Annotated in this window: 14 protein-coding genes; 10 read left to right on the plus strand and 4 right to left on the minus strand. The window is 44.3% G+C overall.

Translation table 11 applies throughout. The features are described from left to right. Positions 1 to 110: 110 nt before the first annotated feature. Positions 111 to 1487: a glycoside hydrolase family 88/105 protein gene (locus tag AC23P2_RS04825; RefSeq protein WP_487772151.1), complete on the plus strand. Its 1377-nt coding sequence runs from the start codon at positions 111 to 113 to the stop codon at positions 1485 to 1487. Between the two features lie 58 nt (positions 1488 to 1545). Further along, the gene (locus AC23P2_RS04830; protein WP_487772152.1) at positions 1546 to 2667 is read left to right on the plus strand and encodes a glycoside hydrolase family 88/105 protein; all 1122 of its coding nucleotides are present in this window, start codon (positions 1546 to 1548) and stop codon (positions 2665 to 2667) included. 189 nt (positions 2668 to 2856) lie between these two features. Here AC23P2_RS04830 and AC23P2_RS04835 read toward each other — a convergent pair whose 3' ends face one another. Next, positions 2857 to 3873, minus strand: coding sequence for a GntR family transcriptional regulator (locus AC23P2_RS04835; protein WP_487772153.1), 1017 nt, complete (start codon positions 3871 to 3873; stop codon positions 2857 to 2859). A gap of 440 nt (positions 3874 to 4313) precedes the next feature. Here AC23P2_RS04835 and AC23P2_RS04840 point away from each other — a divergent pair, with 440 nt between their 5' ends. From AC23P2_RS04840 to AC23P2_RS04870, 7 genes are all read left to right on the plus strand, one after another. Further along, on the plus strand, positions 4314 to 4844 hold the full coding sequence (locus AC23P2_RS04840) for a hypothetical protein (protein ID WP_472489454.1): 531 nt from the start codon (positions 4314 to 4316) through the stop codon (positions 4842 to 4844). 27 nt (positions 4845 to 4871) lie between these two features. After that, positions 4872 to 6917 (plus strand): protein-disulfide reductase DsbD family protein, encoded by a 2046-nt coding sequence (locus AC23P2_RS04845; RefSeq protein WP_487772154.1) that lies wholly within the window; start codon positions 4872 to 4874, stop codon positions 6915 to 6917. Between the two features lie 172 nt (positions 6918 to 7089). Then, entirely contained in the window at positions 7090 to 8166 is a 1077-nt protein-coding gene (locus AC23P2_RS04850) for an LptF/LptG family permease (RefSeq protein WP_487772155.1), read from the plus strand. Positions 8167 to 8206: 40 nt separating this feature from the next. After that, positions 8207 to 8428 carry a hypothetical protein gene (locus AC23P2_RS04855; protein WP_487772156.1) on the plus strand — a complete coding sequence of 74 codons (222 nt, stop codon included), beginning with the start codon at positions 8207 to 8209 and terminating at the stop codon, positions 8426 to 8428. Beyond that, the gene (locus AC23P2_RS04860) at positions 8418 to 8753 is read left to right on the plus strand and encodes a hypothetical protein (protein WP_487772157.1); all 336 of its coding nucleotides are present in this window, start codon (positions 8418 to 8420) and stop codon (positions 8751 to 8753) included. The genes AC23P2_RS04855 and AC23P2_RS04860 overlap by 11 nt, the downstream gene beginning before the upstream one ends. Then, positions 8750 to 11128, plus strand: a complete 2379-nt coding sequence (locus AC23P2_RS04865) for a M1 family metallopeptidase (RefSeq protein ID WP_487772158.1) — start codon at positions 8750 to 8752, stop codon at positions 11126 to 11128. Before AC23P2_RS04860 ends, AC23P2_RS04865 begins: the two co-directional genes overlap by 4 nt. A 30-nt stretch (positions 11129 to 11158) precedes the next feature. Continuing rightward, positions 11159 to 11551 carry a RidA family protein gene (locus AC23P2_RS04870; RefSeq protein WP_028522434.1) on the plus strand — a complete coding sequence of 131 codons (393 nt, stop codon included), beginning with the start codon at positions 11159 to 11161 and terminating at the stop codon, positions 11549 to 11551. Between the two features lie 43 nt (positions 11552 to 11594). Here AC23P2_RS04870 and AC23P2_RS04875 read toward each other — a convergent pair whose 3' ends face one another. Together AC23P2_RS04875 and AC23P2_RS04880 are read right to left on the minus strand one after the other, a co-directional pair. Continuing rightward, on the minus strand, positions 11595 to 12665 hold the full coding sequence (locus AC23P2_RS04875) for a mannose-1-phosphate guanylyltransferase (RefSeq protein WP_487772159.1): 1071 nt from the start codon (positions 12663 to 12665) through the stop codon (positions 11595 to 11597). Positions 12666 to 12716: 51 nt separating this feature from the next. Next, positions 12717 to 13778, minus strand: coding sequence for a DUF3089 domain-containing protein (locus tag AC23P2_RS04880; protein WP_487772160.1), 1062 nt, complete (start codon positions 13776 to 13778; stop codon positions 12717 to 12719). Positions 13779 to 13928: 150 nt separating this feature from the next. Here AC23P2_RS04880 and AC23P2_RS04885 point away from each other — a divergent pair, with 150 nt between their 5' ends. Then, on the plus strand, positions 13929 to 16892 hold the full coding sequence (locus AC23P2_RS04885; protein ID WP_487772161.1) for a TonB-dependent receptor: 2964 nt from the start codon (positions 13929 to 13931) through the stop codon (positions 16890 to 16892). A 72-nt stretch (positions 16893 to 16964) separates the two neighbouring features. On the opposite strand, the gene AC23P2_RS04890 is transcribed toward AC23P2_RS04885, so the two are convergent. Beyond that, on the minus strand, positions 16965 to 18257 hold the full coding sequence (locus tag AC23P2_RS04890; RefSeq protein ID WP_487772162.1) for an acetylxylan esterase: 1293 nt from the start codon (positions 18255 to 18257) through the stop codon (positions 16965 to 16967). Positions 18258 to 18293 lie beyond the last annotated feature (36 nt).

The following is an 18293-nucleotide window of genomic DNA, read 5'->3' on the forward strand; positions in this document are numbered from 1 at the left end:
GTATATCTTCTGGTGAGTATATTCTTCCCATCTCTTTTTCTTTCACAGGTGGGTACGGGAATGTTACGTAGTCGAATATATCCAATTTTGTATCAAACCTATCACTGAATATGAAACCTTCTATCGTCTGCTCAATCGCTGCTTCTACCTTTCTCGTAGCTTGTTTCGCTTTGACAGTATCGGCCCAACGCAACGTGACGAATGCCAACGACTCCAACACGCCTTTGCATTTGCTCCAACCCGACTATCCCGTTCCGTACGGTATTGCCAAAACAAACGACGTAAAGGCTACGCTCGACCGCGTTTACGGCTACCTCAACAACGTGACTCCTACTGCGTTTGTCAACTCAAAAACGGGTGAAATCATTAATGATTTGTCCAAAATCGACGAAAATACGGCCTTGCAAAAAGGAGATTTTCGCTTGGTTAGCTACGAATGGGGGGTTACCTACGGCGCTATGCTTTTGGCTAGCCAAATCACGGGCGACGGCCGCTACAAAGAGTACGTGGACAAACGCTTGGAGTTTATCGCCAATGCCGCCCCGTATTTCAAAAAAACGACCGAAGAACACGCCGATTGGGGAACAAAAGGGCCGTTGCGCGGCCTGCTGACTCCCCACGCCCTCGACGATTGTGGAGCCATGTGTGCGGCCATGATTAAAGCCACACGCGGCGGGAATACGTCTAATTTGCGTCCGCTTATCGACAATCACATCAATTATATCTTAACCAAAGAACACCGCCTCGGCGATGGTACGCTTGCCCGAAACCGCCCTCAGCCCAACACGCTTTGGCTTGACGATTTGTTTATGGGGGTACCTGCCCTAGCCCAAATGGGAAAACTTACGGGCGATAAAAAATACTACGACGAAGCCACTAAACAGATTTTGCAGTTTGCGAAACGGATGTTCAATAAAGAAAAAGGGGTCTATATGCACGGTTGGGTCGAAGGCATGACCGAACACCCACAGTTTCATTGGGCGCGTGCCAACGGCTGGGGACTGCTGACCAAAGTCGAAGTACTCGATGTCCTTCCTGAAAACCACCCTGCTCGCCCTGAGATCTTGGCGTTGTTGAGAGCACACGTCAAGGGATTGGCTTCCTATCAATCGGGTTCGGGTTTTTGGCACCAATTGCTCGACCGTGAAGATTCATACCTAGAGACATCGGCTACGGCTATTTATACATACGCCATCGCTCATGCCATCAACAAAGGCTGGATTGATGGCCTCGCGTACGCTCCTATGGCCTTGCTAGGCTGGAATGCTGTTTCGACCAAAGTGAACGAAAAGGGCCAGGTAGAAGGCACTTGTGTAGGGACAGGCATGGGCTTCGACCCTGCGTTTTATTATCATCGCCCCATCAGTCCATTTGCCGCTCATGGCTATGGCCCCGTGATTTTGGCTGGAGCAGAGGTTATTAATTTGCTCAAAAACAAGCAGTTTGAGATTAATGACAGCTCGGTGCAGTTGTTGCAGAAGAAATAATACTGATAAGAATTGAATTACCAAACCCATTACAACAACCTAACATTCAGGCAATATCATGAAGTTTTTAAAGACTTTTATTGGCATTATCATTCTTACGAATGCCTCTTTTGCCCAAAAACTACCCAAAAAGAAAGACGTTTTAAAAGCCATGACTTCGGCCAATGCCTATTTTATGAACAAATGGTCGGATGTGGGAAAACCGATTGTGGGAAAAGACCGCACCCGTCCCAGCAATATTTGGACCCGTGGCGTTTATTACGAAGGATTGATGGCGCTTTACCAAATTGATCCTCAAAAACAGTACCTCGACTACGCTATTTCGTGGGGAGAAGCCCATAAATGGGGACTTCGAAATGGCATTACCACCCGCAATGGCGACGACCAATGCTGCGGACAAACGTACATTGACCTTTACCTCATGGATAAAAAAGAGGAACGTATCCGCGACATCAAAGCGTGCATGGACAACATGGTCAACAGCGAAAAGAAAGACGACTGGTCGTGGGTGGATGCCCTGCAAATGGCGATGCCCGTTTTTGCTAAGTTAGGCGTAATCTATAATGATAACCGCTACTACGAAAAAATGTACGACATGTACCTCTTTACCAAAAACCAACACGGCGACAAAGGGCTTTACAATCCTGCCGAAGGGCTTTGGTGGCGCGACAAAGATTTTGACCCACCGTACAAAACCCCCGCAGGCAAAAATTGCTACTGGTCGCGCGGGAATGGCTGGGTGGTAGCCGCCTTGGTACGGGTGCTTGACATTATGCCCAAAAACGCCCCGCACCGCGAAGAATACCAAAAGACGTACCTCGAAATGATGAAAGCCCTCCCCGCCCTCCAGCGCCCCGATGGCTACTGGAACGTAAGCCTAACCGACGAAACGGATTTTGGAGGGAAAGAACTCACAGGAACGGCTCTTTTTGTCTATGGAATGGCGTGGGGAATCCGTACAGGTCTTTTGGACAAAAAAACGTACCAGCCCATCGTTGCCAAAGCCATGAATGCCCTGCTAAAAGAATGCGTGCATCCCAACGGCTTTTTAGGCTGGGTACAAGGCACAGGAAAAGAGCCCAAAGATGGCCACCCCCTCAGCTACGAAAAACAACCCGATTACGAAGATTTTGGCCTTGGCTGTTTTCTCTTGGCAGGAACTGAAGTGATGAAACTATAACAACTAACTGTAAGTCAATCCCGTTAGCAATTAGCTCTATTTTGAGATAGGTTACAATTTGAGAAAAAAACAGCCCGTAAAATTTTACGGGCTGTTTAAAAACCATCTGTTCCTCTCAGTAAAAATTCTTATTCTCTTATCAGGCGGGTTGTGAGCAACCCTCAGCACAAAATGAGCAACCCTCGACACTCAAAGTGACCCTCTCCGAATCATGTAAAATGGGTTTTTTACTTTTATTCGTTGTTTGTTCAACAAAAGCGAAGCTGCCGTGCATCCCATGGTCTCAAAATCGGTACTGACGACCGTGATTCCTAGCAACTCCTTGAGTGTTGTTTCATTAAACGAAATCAGGCCAATTTCTTTGCCCAGCGTATATCCTGCCTGTTTTACTTTTTTGGCCAACTCCGCCAAGTCATTTTCTTCTACGACGATGTAGGCCGTTTTTGTCTCCAGTATTTCGTCGTTAATGGTATTTTTTACTTCAAACTTTTTATGGTAATTGATGCAGAAATTACGCACACCCTGCACAATTTCCACGGGATAATTTCCATCCGACGGAAAGACCAAGGCTATTTTTGAGTATTTCAAAAGCAAATCATTGGCACTTTCCAATGCTTCAAAAATATCCTTATCAAAACGCTGGTAAATGCTTAATGGATTAGAGGTCAGTTCAGGAATATCACGGTCTAACAATACCAACTCATTCTTTGGAATGCTTTTCAACGTATCCAAATAATCGGCTTTATCGAGGTCTTGGGTAAAATGCGGCATGACCACGTAATAGTTGTAAGCCCCCAAGTTTTGCTCGATGATTTCCTGAAAACGACTTGCACTGTAATGGTGTACCTGCAAATCCACAATCGCAGTATCGCCAAGTGCTTTTAAGAAGGAGTAATAAATTATCTTTTTGTAAGAACTTAATTTATTGAAAATCAGAAGTATTTTAATTTTCTTGTCACTATCCGACTGCACATAATAGCCTTTTCCTTGTACCGATACAATGAGCCCTTTCGCCCTCAGCTCGCGGTACGCTTTTTCTACGGTGTCACGGGCCAGCAAATACTCAATACTCAGTTCGCTTATCGAAGGCAGTTGGTCTCCTTTTTTCAAAACTCCTCTCTCAATATCCCGCATCACCGATTGCACAATTTGCTTGTACTTCGGTACTTTATCAAAGGGATTAATTGAAATTAGGGCACTGTTCATCTTATTTCCTATTTACAATTGTCTTTTTTTGAGAAATACTAAAAGACGTATTTTTTGGGTAGTTGACTTGGTAATTGAAATATAGGAAGTTACTATTAAATTTTTGACTGCTTTTTACGTATTTTTTTATGCAATCGTTATCGGGAACGTTACCAAAATAGTAGGTTTTGAAGAAATAGTTGTAATTTTAGCCACCAAGCACATACCAAACACTTGTTTATAGTACAAAAGTAATGTTCGTAATAAATTGTACTTTATACATATATCATCAACAAATACGGCTTTCGTAGCGCTTTTTTCTGAACCAAACCAGTTGCTGAGGCGTTTTGGCTTTACATCAGAATAAAAATAGTTTTGTATTCTAAATCCATCTGTTTGTGAATTATTTTTCGTCGTTTACGCTCGTAGCGTTCGTTGGTCTATTATTTGTTGGTTGCAATATGGAAAGACGTGTCAATGGTTCCAAAGAGGCCGTTGAGAAGGTAAAAAGTATGCAAATCAAACGCGTTACGACCCAGCAAGTCGTGACTATTGTGGATGACTGGGGCCAGAGAATTGTAAAACAAGCACAAGCAAACCTCGAAAACTCCCTAGCGAAGTCACCTTCAGATGCTGCGGCTTTTTGTCAATTGCAAAAATTACCACAAATAGATTCGTTGGAAAAGTTATATACCGCCGAAATCAACCTCTTAGGCACAAAAGACCTCAAAAACCCCGCATTGTCGGCCAAAGAGCAAGAAATCCTTGATGCTTATGTATATAATGCCGAAAATAAACTCTCTCAAATCCCTAATATCCAAAAATTAGGCGACTCTGCACTGGTGTATAATGCACCCGTTTCGTTGCAAAGTAGCATTTGTCACAAATGTTTTGGGGAAGATGCCACACATTTGGCGGTCTGGCGCGTAAAGTTTAAACGAAACGAAGTCATACGAAAAGTAAATGCCAAGTCGTTGCAAAAAATCAAGTAAAACTAACCGTTACCTATAACGTACTTTATGAAAAGTGTAATCTGTGCTCTTTTAGTACTCTTGACCCTAACAACCTTAGGGCAAGTGCAAAATCACGCAAAATGGAATGTCGATTCACCCAAAAAAGAGGTGAAAGTAGGAGACATTGTCGAAATTAAGTTCATTGCGACTATCGACCCCACTTGGCATTTGTACTCGACCGAATTTGAGGTAAAAGATGGCCCCAATCCAACCGAGTTTAAATTCAAGCCCAACGATACGTATCAGTTGGTGGGTAAAATCAAGCCCGTTGGGTTTCACAACTTTTACGAAGAGGTTTGGGGAGGAAACACGAGCGTAGCAGAAGGCACGGGTTCTTTTGTACAAAAAGTAAAGATTCTCAAGGCCAACCCTCAAATCGAAGTAGCAGTTGATTATCAAACCTGCCAAAACGATGGGCTCTGCACCATGGGAAGTGCTGATTTTAAAATTACCGATATTAAAGTAGCCGCCGACGCAGCTGCAACGATTCAACCTGCGGCAGGCCAGCCAACAGAACAAGTCACGGCAGCGCCAACCAAAGACAGCAACACCGTTGCTGCAACGCCAACTACGGCTCCTGAAGCAACGTCGGAAGCAGCCGCTGCACCTTCAGAAACAACGACGATTCCCGAACCCGCCGAAGAGGAGTCGTTGTGGAGCTTCTTATTGGCTTGTTTCTTGGGCGGTTTGGCGTCTATTTTCATGCCTTGTATTTACCCCATCATGCCGATGACGGTGAGTTATTTTACCAAACAAGAACACGGCACCAGCAAGGCTTTGTTGTACGGTCTTTCCATCGTTTCTATTTTTACCTTATTAGGCTTTTTAGTGTCGCGTATTGGAGGAGCACAAGCGGCCAACTTTATCAGTACCCACTGGGCGCCCAACGCTATTTTCTTTGTGGTATTTATCTTATTTGGCTTGTCGTTTTTGGGTCTGTTCGAAATTGTGTTGCCGAGTTCATTTGTGAATAATGTGGACAAACAAGCCGATAAAGGTGGTCTCATCGGGATTTTCTTCATGGCCCTTACACTCGTTGTGGTTTCGTTTTCGTGTACGGCACCCATTGCAGGCTCGTTGTTGATTTTAGCCTCCAAAGGCAACGAAGTGATGCGCCCTGTACTTGGAATGATTGCTTTCTCAATGCCTTTCGCCGTGGTGTTTACGGGCTTGGCCATGTTCCCGAAATTCTTAAAAAGCCTTCCCAAGTCAGGAGGTTGGCTCAACGAATTTAAGGTTGTATTTGGGTTGCTGGAGTTTGCATTGGCACTCAAGTTTTTGAGTAACATCGACTTAGCTTACCGCTGGAACGTCCTTGATCGCGAAATTTTCCTCGCAATTTGGATTGTACTGTTCACCATCATTGGTTTTTATGTACTCGGTAAACTCCGCATGGACAAAGACTCGCCCGTGAAAGGAGTAACGATTCCGCGCTTGTTGATTTCGTCTTCGACTTTTGCTTTTGTGGTCTATATGCTTCCAGGGATGTTTGGAGCCCCTCTTCGGGCGTTGTCGGGTTGGTTACCTCCTGAGCAAACCCAAGACTTTTTCTTGACCAACGCCGTTGGTGGAACAAGTACGGGAAGTACGGCCAAACTCGACCGCAGCAAACCTCACTTGCCACATGGCCTTGAAGGCTACTTTGATTACGAACAAGCCTTAGCCCAAGCAAAAGCCACAGGCAAACCAGTATTTGTTGATTTTACAGGTTTCAACTGCGCCAACTGCCGCAAAATGGAAGCCAACGTTTGGCCACAACCCGAAGTGTTGGATCGCCTCAAGAAAGAGTTTGTGATTGCTTCACTTTACGTGGACGATAAAACCGAGCTTCCTAAAGAAGAACAGTTTATATCAACTTACGATAAGCGCGAAAAAACAACCATCGGCGACAAAAACGCGGATTTGCAAATAACGAAATTTAACAACAACGCTCAGCCTTTCTACTGCGTCATTAGTCCCGACGGGGAGCTACTCACCAAGCCGATTGGCTACGCAAGTACCGAGGAGTTTGTACAATTTTTAGACTCAGGACTTTCGAAGTTTAAGCGTTAAGTTTCAAAAACAGGTATTTATACACTTAAAACAACTTCCTAGATATGACTTAGGAAGTTGTTTTTTTGTTAAAAATCCTAAAAAAGGGAGACCTTTGCTACAGTAATCTTTAAATTGATGAGCATTTGGTGCTGATGTTCTTTCATCGCCTAACCTCGTAAGCTGGAACTGCATGAAACTACTAGATCGCTATATTCTTAAAAACTTCCTCATTACCTATATTTTCACGGTTCTCATCACGTTGCTTATTATCTGCGTGATTGACTTCACCGAAAAAATCGACAACTTCCGTAAGTTCAACCCGCCTGCAAGCGAAATTCTACTTGACTATTACGCCAACCTGATTCCTTATTACGCCAACTACCTTAGCCCGTTGTTGGTATTTATTGCTACCGTTTTCTTTACGGCTCGAATGGCAGCTCGCACCGAAATCATTGCCATTTTTAGCAGTGGCGTAAGTTTTTTGCGGATGTTGGTTCCTTATTTTATTGGTTCGGCGATGTTGGCGTTATTCACGTTTTACATGGTGGGTTGGGTGATTCCTCGGGCGAATAAAATCCGCTTGGGTTTTGAATATAAATACATCGAAGATCAATATTATTTTAACCAGCGTAACTTTCACATTAAAGTAGCTCCTAAGCTTTACGCCTACCTTGAGAGCTATAATAACGCCTCGCTTACGGGGTATAAGTTTACGTTGGAACGCATTGAAGGCAATCAACTGAAAGAAAAACTTACTTCTGACCGCATCGTTTGGGAACCTAAAAAGAAAAAATGGACGGTTTACGACTATCGAATCCGCAAAATTGACGGCCTAACAGAAACCATCACCAAAGGAACCCAAATTGACACTACGCTCAACCTCAGCCCCAAAGACTTTGAAAATGACAAGAATCGCTTCGAAGAGCTAACCCTGACGCAACTCAATGACTATATTGATTTGCTAAAACTTCGCGGAGCCGACGGGGTCGAAACGTATTTGCTCGAAAAATACACCCGTTTCACGCACCCGTTTGCCTTTATTATTTTGACCATCATCGGCGTAGTCGTATCGGCGCGAAAAAGCCGCCGTGGCTCAGGCTTACAAATTGCGTTTGGGTTTATTTTGGCCTTCGTCTATCTGTTGTTTTTTATGTTGGCCAAAGGGATTGCTGAATCAGGTACAATTCCCGCTATCGTGGCGGTATGGCTGCCCAATATCATTTTTGCCGCGATTGGTTTTGTGTTGTATAAGACATTACCTAGGTAAAAAAATAATTTCTTACTTTTGGTTGTAAACAGCTCAAGTCATGCGAATCATCATAGAAACGAAAGAACGTCATCGCAATTTGTTTTTAGAAATGGCCAAGGCCGTCAAAGCAAAAGTCAAAATAGAAGACGATGACCACGACCGACCACCTACCAAAGAGGAATTTTTGGATAGCCTCGAACGGTCTTTCCACCAAGCGGAACTTCACGCTCAGGGGAAGATTAAGTTATCTACATTAAAAGATTTTTTGGATGAACTTTGATATCATTCTTACAGAGGATTTTAAGAAAGAATTCAAACGACTATACAAAAAATACTCTTCCCTCCCTGAAGATATTAGTAAGTTAGGGGAGTCGCTGAAAGCGAACCCACTAGCAGGCACTTCTATAGGTAAAGATTGCTATAAGATTCGTATGCCTATTCGCTCCAAAAACAAAGGTAAAAGCGCAGGGGCACGAGTCATCACGTACGTTAAAATCATAGACGAAACTGTTTATTTATTAAGCATTTACGATAAAAGTGAACAAACTGCCATTTCAGAAAAAGAAATCATTATTCGACTTAACTCAATCAACAAACCTCAATGAATAAGTTTTTTTTCCCGCTTTTGTGCTGCCTATTTGGCGCACTATCACCACTTATCGCTCAACCCCCTGCCGCAAACTACCACGCCAATTCTCGCTTTGAGCAAATGGGAACGGCTCTGCCAACACCCAACACTTACCGCACCGCATCAGGAGCGCCAGGCAAAGAATATTGGCAAAATCGCGTTGATTATGACATCAAAGCGGAAATCGACGACGAAAAACAACGCCTCACGGGTTCTGAAGTAGTAACGTATTTCAACAACTCTCCCGACGAGCTACGGTATTTGTGGATTCAGCTTGACCAAAATCTTTTTGCCAAAAACTCCATGGCCAATCAGACGCGGACGAGCTCTATCAACGAAAAAGGAATGCCTGCTACGTCGATGACGCGTTCGATGATTGACAAAGATTATGGTCATAAAGTCACGGCCGTAAAAGACCCTAAGACGGGGCAAGCTCTTCGTTATCGCATCAACGAAACCATGATGCGTATCGACCTCAACGCTCCTATCCGCTCAGGACAATCGGTCAGTTTTCAGATTGATTGGAATTTCAACATCACCGATTTTCGCTTTGCCCAAGGCGCTCGCGGTGGCGCTGAATTTTTTGCCAAAGATGGCAACTTCATTTACGAAATCGCTCAGTGGTTCCCACGGGCTTGTGTGTATGACGACGTAAACGGCTGGCAAAACAAGCAGTTTTTAGGCCAAGGCGAGTTTACATTACCCTTCGGAAACTACAAAGTAGCGATTACCGTCCCTAACGACCATATCGTAGGGGCAAGTGGTGAACTTCAAAACGCTTCGCAAATTCTTTCGTCGGAACAAATGAAGCGCTTAGAAAAAGCCCGCGCCACGTTCGATAAACCCATTTTGATTGTAAACCAAGACGAGGCTACTAAAAACGAAGCCAACAAGCCCAACGGTAAAAAAACCTGGGTATTCAAAGCCGATAACGTCCGTGATTTTGCTTTTGCAAGTAGCCGTAAGTTTATTTGGGATGCCATGAACGTAGAACTCAACGGCAAAAAAGTGCTTGCCATGTCGTTTTATCCCAAAGAAGCCAATCCACTTTGGGGACAATATTCAACCATGTTGGTAGCTCACACGGTAAAAACGTACTCAAAATTCACATTCGACTATCCATATCCAGTAGCGCAGTCGGTACACGGCCCAGTAGGAGGGATGGAATATCCGATGATTTCGTTCAACGGAGCGCGCCCCGAAGCCGATGGAACGTATTCGGAAGGTATCAAAAACTTTTTGATTCAAGTGGTTATTCACGAAGTGGGGCACAACTGGTTTCCGATGATTGTCAATTCTGATGAGCGCCAATGGTCGTGGATGGACGAAGGTTTGAACTCGTTTATGGAGTATTTAACGACCAAAGAATGGGATCGTAACCTTGGGGGCGACGTCGCTGAACCACAGAATATCACCGAATACATGCGTACCGAGCAAAGCAAGCAGGTACCTATCATGTCGAGTTCTGATAACATCATGGGCTTTGGCCCAAATGCCTATACCAAACCTGCAACGGGTTTGAACATTTTGCGCGAAACGATTATGGGACGTGAACTGTTTGACTATGCGTTCAAAGAATACGCCAACCGTTGGAAGTTTAAACACCCGACTCCTGCCGATTTCTTCCGTACAATGGAAGACGCTTCGGGTGTGGACTTGGATTGGTTCTGGAAAGGCTGGTTTTATGGTACCGAACCCGTTGACCAAGATTTAGTAGAAGTAGAATGGTTTGCCTTAGACACGCAAAATCCAGACATTACCAAAGCAAACGCTAAAAAAGAGGCGGACGAGAAGCGTAACACGGTAGCCCGTCAACGCGATAAAGATTTTATCAAAGAGTCGGTAGTAGAGAAAAACCCTGACATGAAGGATTTCTACAATTCGTACGACCCTTACAAAGTAACAGATGCTGACAAGAAAAAATACGAAACGTACTTGGCAAGCCTAACGCCTGAAGAGCGTAAGTTGGTAGAATCAGGTTTGAACTTTTATACGTTAAAAGTAAAAAATAAAGGTGGTTTGCCAATGCCTGTGATTGTGAAGATGCAATTTGAAGACGGCACGGATTCAGTAGCGCGCTTCCCAGCAGAAATCTGGCGTTTGAACGACCAACAAGTATCGAAAGTCGTAACGACGAAGAAAAAAGTGGTACAGTGGACGTTGGATCCGTACCGTGAGATTGCCGACATCGACGAAGAGAGCAACAGCTTCCCACGTCAGCCGACGCAACCAACACGTTTCCAACTATTCAAAGGGGGCGGTTTCCAGCGTGGAGGTTCTAACCCAATGCGTGAAGCGCAACAGGCCCAACCTCCAAAAGCAGGCCAGCAAGGCGGCGCTAAAAACGAGTAATTTTTTTACCCATCAATCATACATAAACGAATGTCACAAAGAGTAAATCTCTCCACTGGAGCGCCTTGGGAAGCTATTATTGGCTATTCCCGCGCAGTACGTATCGGAAACATTATTGAAGTCACGGGCACCGTAGCTGCCGATGAAAATGGCCCCGTAGCCGTCGGAGACGCCTATGGCCAAACCAAATTTATCATTGAAAAAATCGAAAAGGTATTAGTGCAAGCGGGCGCTTCACTCAAAGACGTGGTTCGCACGCGCCTTTTTGTTACTGATATTGCTCAATGGGAAACGTACGGACGTGCGCACGGAGAGTTTTTTGGAGAGATTCGTCCTTGTACGACGATGGTAGAAATCAGCAAACTCATTGCTCCCGAATACCTCATTGAAATTGAAGTAACGGCTATCCTTCAAGAAGCCTAAATGCCAACTTCCCGAAAGCTTGAAGCTTTCGGGAGGTTTTTTATTAAATATACTGATTTCCAAGCGCTTTGGCATCTGCTACAAAATCCCGCACGCGCTGTTCTTCGTCGATTTTACAAATCATAAGTACCCCGTCGTTTTCAGCGACAATGTACCCTTCCAACCCTTGTACCACCACTAGCTTATCCTTCGGAGTTTTAATGATGCAATTTTTTGTATCATAAAGCATCAGTTTACCATCTGCCGCGTTTCGTTCTTCATCTTTGGTCGAAATATCGTACATCGATTTCCAAGTTCCCAAATCGGACCACCCCAAATCGCTCAGAACAACAAACACATTTTCTGCTTTTTCCATGATACCAAAGTCAATGGAAATATTTTTGCAAAGCATGTATGCCTTTTCAATAAAACCTTTCTCGGTGTCGGTATAATAGTCGCTTTTTCCTTCGTCAAACACCTCTGCAACCTCGGGCAAGTGCGCTTCAAATGCCTTGATAATCGAACGCACACCCCAAATAAAAATCCCTGCATTCCACACAAAATCACCACTTTCCAAGAACTTAACGGCAATTTCTAGTTGAGGTTTTTCGGTAAATGTTTTTACTTTTTTCACCAACCCCTCCGAAGGCAAATACTGAATATAGCCATAGCCAGTGTCGGGGCGCGTAGGTTGAATGCCCAGCGTAATCAGCACCTCACTTTGGGCTGCCACGTCGAGGGCTAATCTGACTTTTTCTTTGAACACATCTTCTTTCAGAATAATATGGTCAGCGGGAGCGACAACCACCGTTGCTTGCGGGTCTTTGGCTGCGATTTTATAACACGCATACGCAATGCACGGCGCTGTATTGCGGCGGTTGGGCTCAAGTAAGATTTGGTCATCACTCAAAAACGGCAACTGTGTTTTGACCAATTGATAATATTCAGTACTCGTCACGATGTAGATATTTTCATCGGGACAAACCCCCTCAAAACGGCTTGCTGTTTGCTGAAGCAATGTTTTTCCCGTTCCTAGTACATCATGAAACTGTTTTGGATTATTGTTGCGGCTAAAAGGCCAGAAACGTGTTCCGACGCCTCCTGCCATGATGATGACGTATGTATGTTGATTCATTAATCTAAAGTCAAAATAAGATGAATAGGTGTAATTGAAGTCGTTAGCGCGTTACTTCCCCGCATTCTTCCAATAATTTTCTATACGCAAAGCTACGTTTTCTCGGATGCTCTGCCAAAAAAGATTCATATCAGCGCTGTGCCAAACCTTGGTGCGCAACAAAAACCGTCCCTTGACGTAAGGCTTGTGTATCCACAAAAGCCCTTGGTGGACTTGGGCATCGGCCAGTTGAGGATGAAACGTGAACCGTAACCCGACTCCTCCTTTATTGAGGTTTTTAGGGGCATAGGTTTCGTCTAGTCGCCAAGTCAACGGATTGGTACAAACGGCCGTTGCAAATTGGTACGTTTGGTACTTTTCGGGGAAATAGTCACGTAAATACGTATGCCAAGACGCAAAACCACCTACTTCTTCGGCAGAACGCGCAGGTTTAATAAATTCAAATTCGTTGGGCTGTGCAGGTGGCCCCGCAATGTCACCTACTAGATAGGCAAAAACAAGCTTTTGTTGGAGCGATTTTCCGTCAAAAAACTCTTTGAGCAGGCGTTTTGCGTGTAACGTTCCTTGGCTGTGCGAAGCAATGACAATAGGGCGTCCATCTTGGTAATGTGCTAAATAATATTCAAACGCTTTTTTGACATCTGCATAGGCCAAATCAAGTGCTTGCTGTCTATCTTCTTGGTTTGGGGTAACAAAAGCGTAATAATGTGCTTGCCGATAACGCGGCGCATAGACCCGACACGAACCATTAAAAATCGAAGCTTGGTTCAGGATTGTGGACTCATCCACCTTCTTATTCAGGGCCGCGTCGTTGATATCAGCATTCCATTCAAAAACTCCTTCTGCGGGTTTCTGCGTATAAATAGTGGGGTGAATAAAGAAGACGTCCGCTTTCGCATCGGCTTGTCCATCGGTTAATCCGGGCGATTTTAGGGGCAAATTGTCGGCGGCATCTTTTTGGGTAGGCAATGCTGCCCAGCTCGTTGTGAGCGAATAATCTGGCGCCATCGGAACCGTTCCTATCCCGTAGGAATTTCGTAAAACAACCTGAGCTTCTACCGTGGGAGATATACCAATTATTCCCACAATTGTCCAAAATAAGGTTTTTTTCAAAAAGTCCATTTTGTATTTTTCAAATAATTATGCGTGCATAACAGTTTTATAATATGAATATACAGAGTATAAATTGTAAATTATCTTTAAAAGAGCGAATATTACGCAGTAAAATTATCACAAGAGCAATCTAAAACCAATTAAAAACCTATGAGTAAATCACTACGTAATGCCGTGTTTTATCTAACGGCATGGTTAGTCAGTGCAGGTGCGTTACTGGCACAAACCAAATTATCGGGCAATATCACCGATGCAACTACGCGTGAGGGCTTAGTGGGAGTAAGTATTCAGGTAAAAGGAAAAGTAATTGGTACCATCACCGACTCCAAAGGCAATTTTTCTCTTACAACAAGCACTCCTACACCTTTTGCTTTGATCGTGTCCTCAGTAGGATACGAAAGCCAAGAAATACAAGTTACTGGCGACCGCTCCGACATCAAAGTTTCGCTCAAAGAGCAAGTAATGCTAGGCCAAGAAGTAGTGGTATCGGCCTCGCGGGTAGAAGAAAGCGTTCTACAATCGCCCGTGACAGTTGAGAAAATGGACATTAGAGGAATTCGGGAAACCCCCTCTGCTAATTTTTATGATGCTATTCGAAACCTAAAAGGAGTCGAGGTAAGCACCCAATCTTTGTTGTTTACTTCAATTAACACAAGAGGTTTTACTGGCAATGGTAACAGCCGTGTCGTCCAGCTCATTGACGGGATTGACAACCAAGCCCCAGGGTTGAATTTCTCAGTTGGTAACATTGTCGGGATTTCGGAACTCGACTTAGAAAGCGTCGAACTACTCCCAGGCGCAGCCTCAGCATTGTACGGACCAAACGCTATCAATGGTTTGTTGTTGATGAACAGCAAAAGCCCCTTCCTCTACCAAGGTGCTAGTGCGTCGGCTAAGATGGGTATTATGAGTGCTGACAATCGCTCGACCAAAACTACTCCTTTTTATGATGTTGCATTTCGGTATGCAAAAGCATTCAATAATAAGTTTGCTTTCAAATTAAATTTGGGCTACATAACTGCCCAAGATTGGCAAGTAAGCGATTACCGTGACCAAAGTTTTCGAGGAACTACTCCACTAAACGGTAGCCGCTCTAACCCTGGATATGATGGTGTAAACATATACGGTGATGAAAACTCAAGCGGTGCTGGTTTGGCAAGTTTACGCCCTACTTTTACCCAGCTTCTTGGCGTACCACTTGCACAGCTGAATGCCATAAGTGCTCCATTAGCACAGCTTGTGGGCGGAATCAATCAATTTTCGGCTGCTACACGCATTCCTGCCTCTCAGCTTATCAACGACATTTTATTACCCAACGTTGCCGTGTCTAGGACAGGTTACAACGAGTTTGATTTGGTAGATTATCGAACCCAAAGTCTTAAACTAAATGCAGCGCTTCATTACAGAATCAACGATAGAGTTGAAGCAATTATTCAGGCAAACTGGGGCTCTGGCTCGACCGTTTATACATCTTCCGACCGTTATCAGCTCAAAAACTTTACCATGGGGTTGTACAAAGCAGAGCTTAGAGGCTCAAACTTCTTCGTGCGTGGCTATGTAACTGCCGAAAACTCTGGAGATACGTACGCGGCTGGGTTACTAGGAACTTACATCAATGAAGCTTGGAAACCGAGTGTTCCACCCGCATCGGCAGGATTGGCTGGTTTGGCCCAAGGATGGTATCCCCAATACGCCTTGACGTATGCTGGCGGTGCTTTCCAAGCGTTTGTTCCAGCTTTCCAAGCTGCGTTACAAGCAGGACAAACCCCTCAGGCAGCCTATGCAACGGCCTTGGGAGTCGTCAATAACAACGCGGGTGCTTTCCACAATGCTGCAAGAGGAGTGGCAGACCAAGGACGCGTACTTCCTGGGGACCCACGATTTACTCAAATCGCCGACCAAGTAAAAGCGAATCCTATTCCTAATGGCGCTCTGTTTGTAGATAAAACGCGGCTCTATCATGCTGAAGCAATGTACAACTTCAACAAAGTGATAGATCCTAAAGTATTAGAAATTATCGTCGGTGGTAATTTTAGACAGTATGCCCTCAACTCAAACGGAACGCTATTCTTAAAAAAATCAGATGGCAGTGAGTACAGCATCAACGAATTTGGTGGATATGCCCAAATGAGCAAGAACATCAATGATGTTTTAAAACTGACGGGTTCTGTTCGTTACGACAAAAACGAGAACTTCGCAGGCCAATGGAGTCCTCGATTCTCGGCAGTTTATACAGTAAACAAAAACCACAACATTCGTGCTTCTTATCAAACAGGGTTTAGAATTCCGACCAATCAAAATCAATACATCAACCTCAATACCCCTGTATCGCTCTTGATTGGTGGCTTACCAGCTCTTTGGGACAACTATAAACTCCGCGAAGGAGCTGGCTCTACCAATATAGTAACTGGACAAGCTTGGAATTTCCCAGAGTTTAAGCCAGAACGCGCAATAAGCTTTGAGTTGGGCTATAAATCAATGATTGCCAAAAAGTTGTTGGTTGACGCCTATTACTATAACACCACGATGAAAAACTACAAAAGCGGTGTCTTACTTCGTAATGCAGCCATTCCTCAGATTATTTCTATGTCAACAAATTATACTGGTGATATTAAAACACAAGGATTTGGCATCGGCATCGACTATATTCTACCTAAAAACTTCACGGTGGGAGGTAATATTTCTAACAACACGCTCAATGCTGGTGGCGTAAAAATGTTTGATGGCAAGAAAAATCTTAATACTTTAAGTGATGGTTTCCAACTCGATTTTAACACGCCAAAATATCGTTACAATCTAAATTTTGGTAATCGTAACTTTAGAAACTCTGGATGGGGCTTTAACATCGTCTGGAGACATCAATCTGAGTTTGACTGGTCAGACCTCATTCAACCTACTTTGGCTCGATTGCCTCAAAATAGTAATCAACTTACTATCCCTGCCTTCGGAACGCTTGATGCCCAAGTGAGCAAAAAACTCTCAAGTATCAAGTCTATTTTGAAAATTGGAGGCTCAAATATTCTTGGAAAACAATACACAACAGGATGGGGTAACCCTACTGTAGGCTCAATGTACTACGTTTCGTTAACTTTCGACGAGCTACTTAACAAGTAATATTCTCTCTAACAAACAAAAAACGGCTTCGGGATAACTCGAAGCCGTTTTTTGTTTTATACCAATCAATCTCTATTTCCCAGTCAGTTTATTCACTAACCAGCCCGTCATCCGTTCGTTTTGTTCGGGGTAAGTCCAGTGTCCTGTTTCGAGCGCTAAAAACAACTCTTTGGAAGCCGAAATGACATTGTAAGAGGCATACATCGAGGTTGGGGGGCAGGTTTCGTCGTTGAATCCCCACGAGTAATACCCTGGCACTTTGACCCTCCGCGCAAAGTTTACCACATCATAATAGCCAATCGTCGCGATTTTGTCGGGTTTATTGCCAAAAGCAATGGTGTTTTTATCAAAATAATGCGGCCATCCTCCCGCACGCCCTTTTAAATAGCCCGTTACGTCTGATAACGCTGGATAAAATGCCCCTAACCACTTGACACGGTTATCTAGCCCTGCCGTCACAATCGACAATGCACCTCCTTGACTTCCGCCCGTTACAGCCAAATTCGAGCCATCGTATTGAGGTAAGCTCGTTAAGAAATCATTGGCACGCACGCAGCCTAAATAGACCCGCTTGTAATAAAAGCGGTCGCGGTCGTCCATGTTATACGCCCAGTAACCATTAAAAGCCCCTGCCCCTAAATCGGTGTAAACGGTGGGTTCCATCGTCACTGGAATGCCGTGAATGCCTATTTGCAACGTAATGATTCCTTTTTCGGCATTGGCAATATCTCCGCTGTACGGGCGAACACCCGCGCCTGGTACGTGAAGCAATGCGGGATATTTTCCTTCTTTTTTAGGCACGCACAAAATCCCGTAAAGGCGCGCGCCCATTCGGAAATTTTGAATATTTACGTGATAGACGTTCACTTTTTCCGTGCAGCGTTCGGGCAAAAGCGTCATTTTCGCGTCTAAAGGAATTTTGGCCAAATCTGCTTTTGCGTTAGTCCAAAATGTATCAAAATCCGAAGGATTATCCACCGTCGGCTGAATACTCAGTGGGTCAAAGCCCGCCGTCGCCAGCCCTTTGTATTCTTTCCCTTCTATTTCCGCAAATGCGATACAACGCAGAAAACCAGCCGTTTTCATCGTACCAGCATCTACCGTCAGCGAGCCTGTTGGGAGTGAAAGGGTTTCTTTTTTTGTAGGCTCCATTTTTTCGGGGCCAACTTCGTAGCGAATACGGGCATTTTTTACCAAGTTCCCATTTTGGAGGACAGAAATGGTAAATTTCACGTTTTCACCCGTCTTGTACGTCCAGTCGAAGTGATCGGGCGCCACGACTACTTTGTAAAATCGTTCGGCGGGTTGGCCTAACGCCACCCAACTAATAAGGAGGTAAAATGATACAAAAATGGTCTTTTTCATGCGGAGAAAACTAAGTTTACCAATAAATTGAGATAT

This window comes from Runella sp. R0.1_18 (assembly GCF_057652155.1).

Bases quoted from the DNA above. Each gene is read 5' to 3' on its own strand.
- AC23P2_RS04825 (WP_487772151.1), top strand. From the start codon at position 111: ATGAAACCTTCTATCGTCTGCTCAATCGCTGCTTCTACCTTTCTCGTA.
- AC23P2_RS04830 (WP_487772152.1), top strand. From the start codon at position 1,546: ATGAAGTTTTTAAAGACTTTTATTGGCATTATCATTCTTACGAATGCC.
- AC23P2_RS04835 (WP_487772153.1), bottom strand. From the start codon at position 3,873: ATGAACAGTGCCCTAATTTCAATTAATCCCTTTGATAAAGTACCGAAG.
- AC23P2_RS04840 (WP_472489454.1), top strand. From the start codon at position 4,314: ATGGAAAGACGTGTCAATGGTTCCAAAGAGGCCGTTGAGAAGGTAAAA.
- AC23P2_RS04845 (WP_487772154.1), top strand. From the start codon at position 4,872: ATGAAAAGTGTAATCTGTGCTCTTTTAGTACTCTTGACCCTAACAACC.
- AC23P2_RS04850 (WP_487772155.1), top strand. From the start codon at position 7,090: ATGAAACTACTAGATCGCTATATTCTTAAAAACTTCCTCATTACCTAT.
- AC23P2_RS04855 (WP_487772156.1), top strand. From the start codon at position 8,207: ATGCGAATCATCATAGAAACGAAAGAACGTCATCGCAATTTGTTTTTA.
- AC23P2_RS04860 (WP_487772157.1), top strand. From the start codon at position 8,418: ATGAACTTTGATATCATTCTTACAGAGGATTTTAAGAAAGAATTCAAA.
- AC23P2_RS04865 (WP_487772158.1), top strand. From the start codon at position 8,750: ATGAATAAGTTTTTTTTCCCGCTTTTGTGCTGCCTATTTGGCGCACTA.
- AC23P2_RS04870 (WP_028522434.1), top strand. From the start codon at position 11,159: ATGTCACAAAGAGTAAATCTCTCCACTGGAGCGCCTTGGGAAGCTATT.
- AC23P2_RS04875 (WP_487772159.1), bottom strand. From the start codon at position 12,665: ATGAATCAACATACATACGTCATCATCATGGCAGGAGGCGTCGGAACA.
- AC23P2_RS04885 (WP_487772161.1), top strand. From the start codon at position 13,929: ATGAGTAAATCACTACGTAATGCCGTGTTTTATCTAACGGCATGGTTA.
- AC23P2_RS04890 (WP_487772162.1), bottom strand. From the start codon at position 18,257: ATGAAAAAGACCATTTTTGTATCATTTTACCTCCTTATTAGTTGGGTG.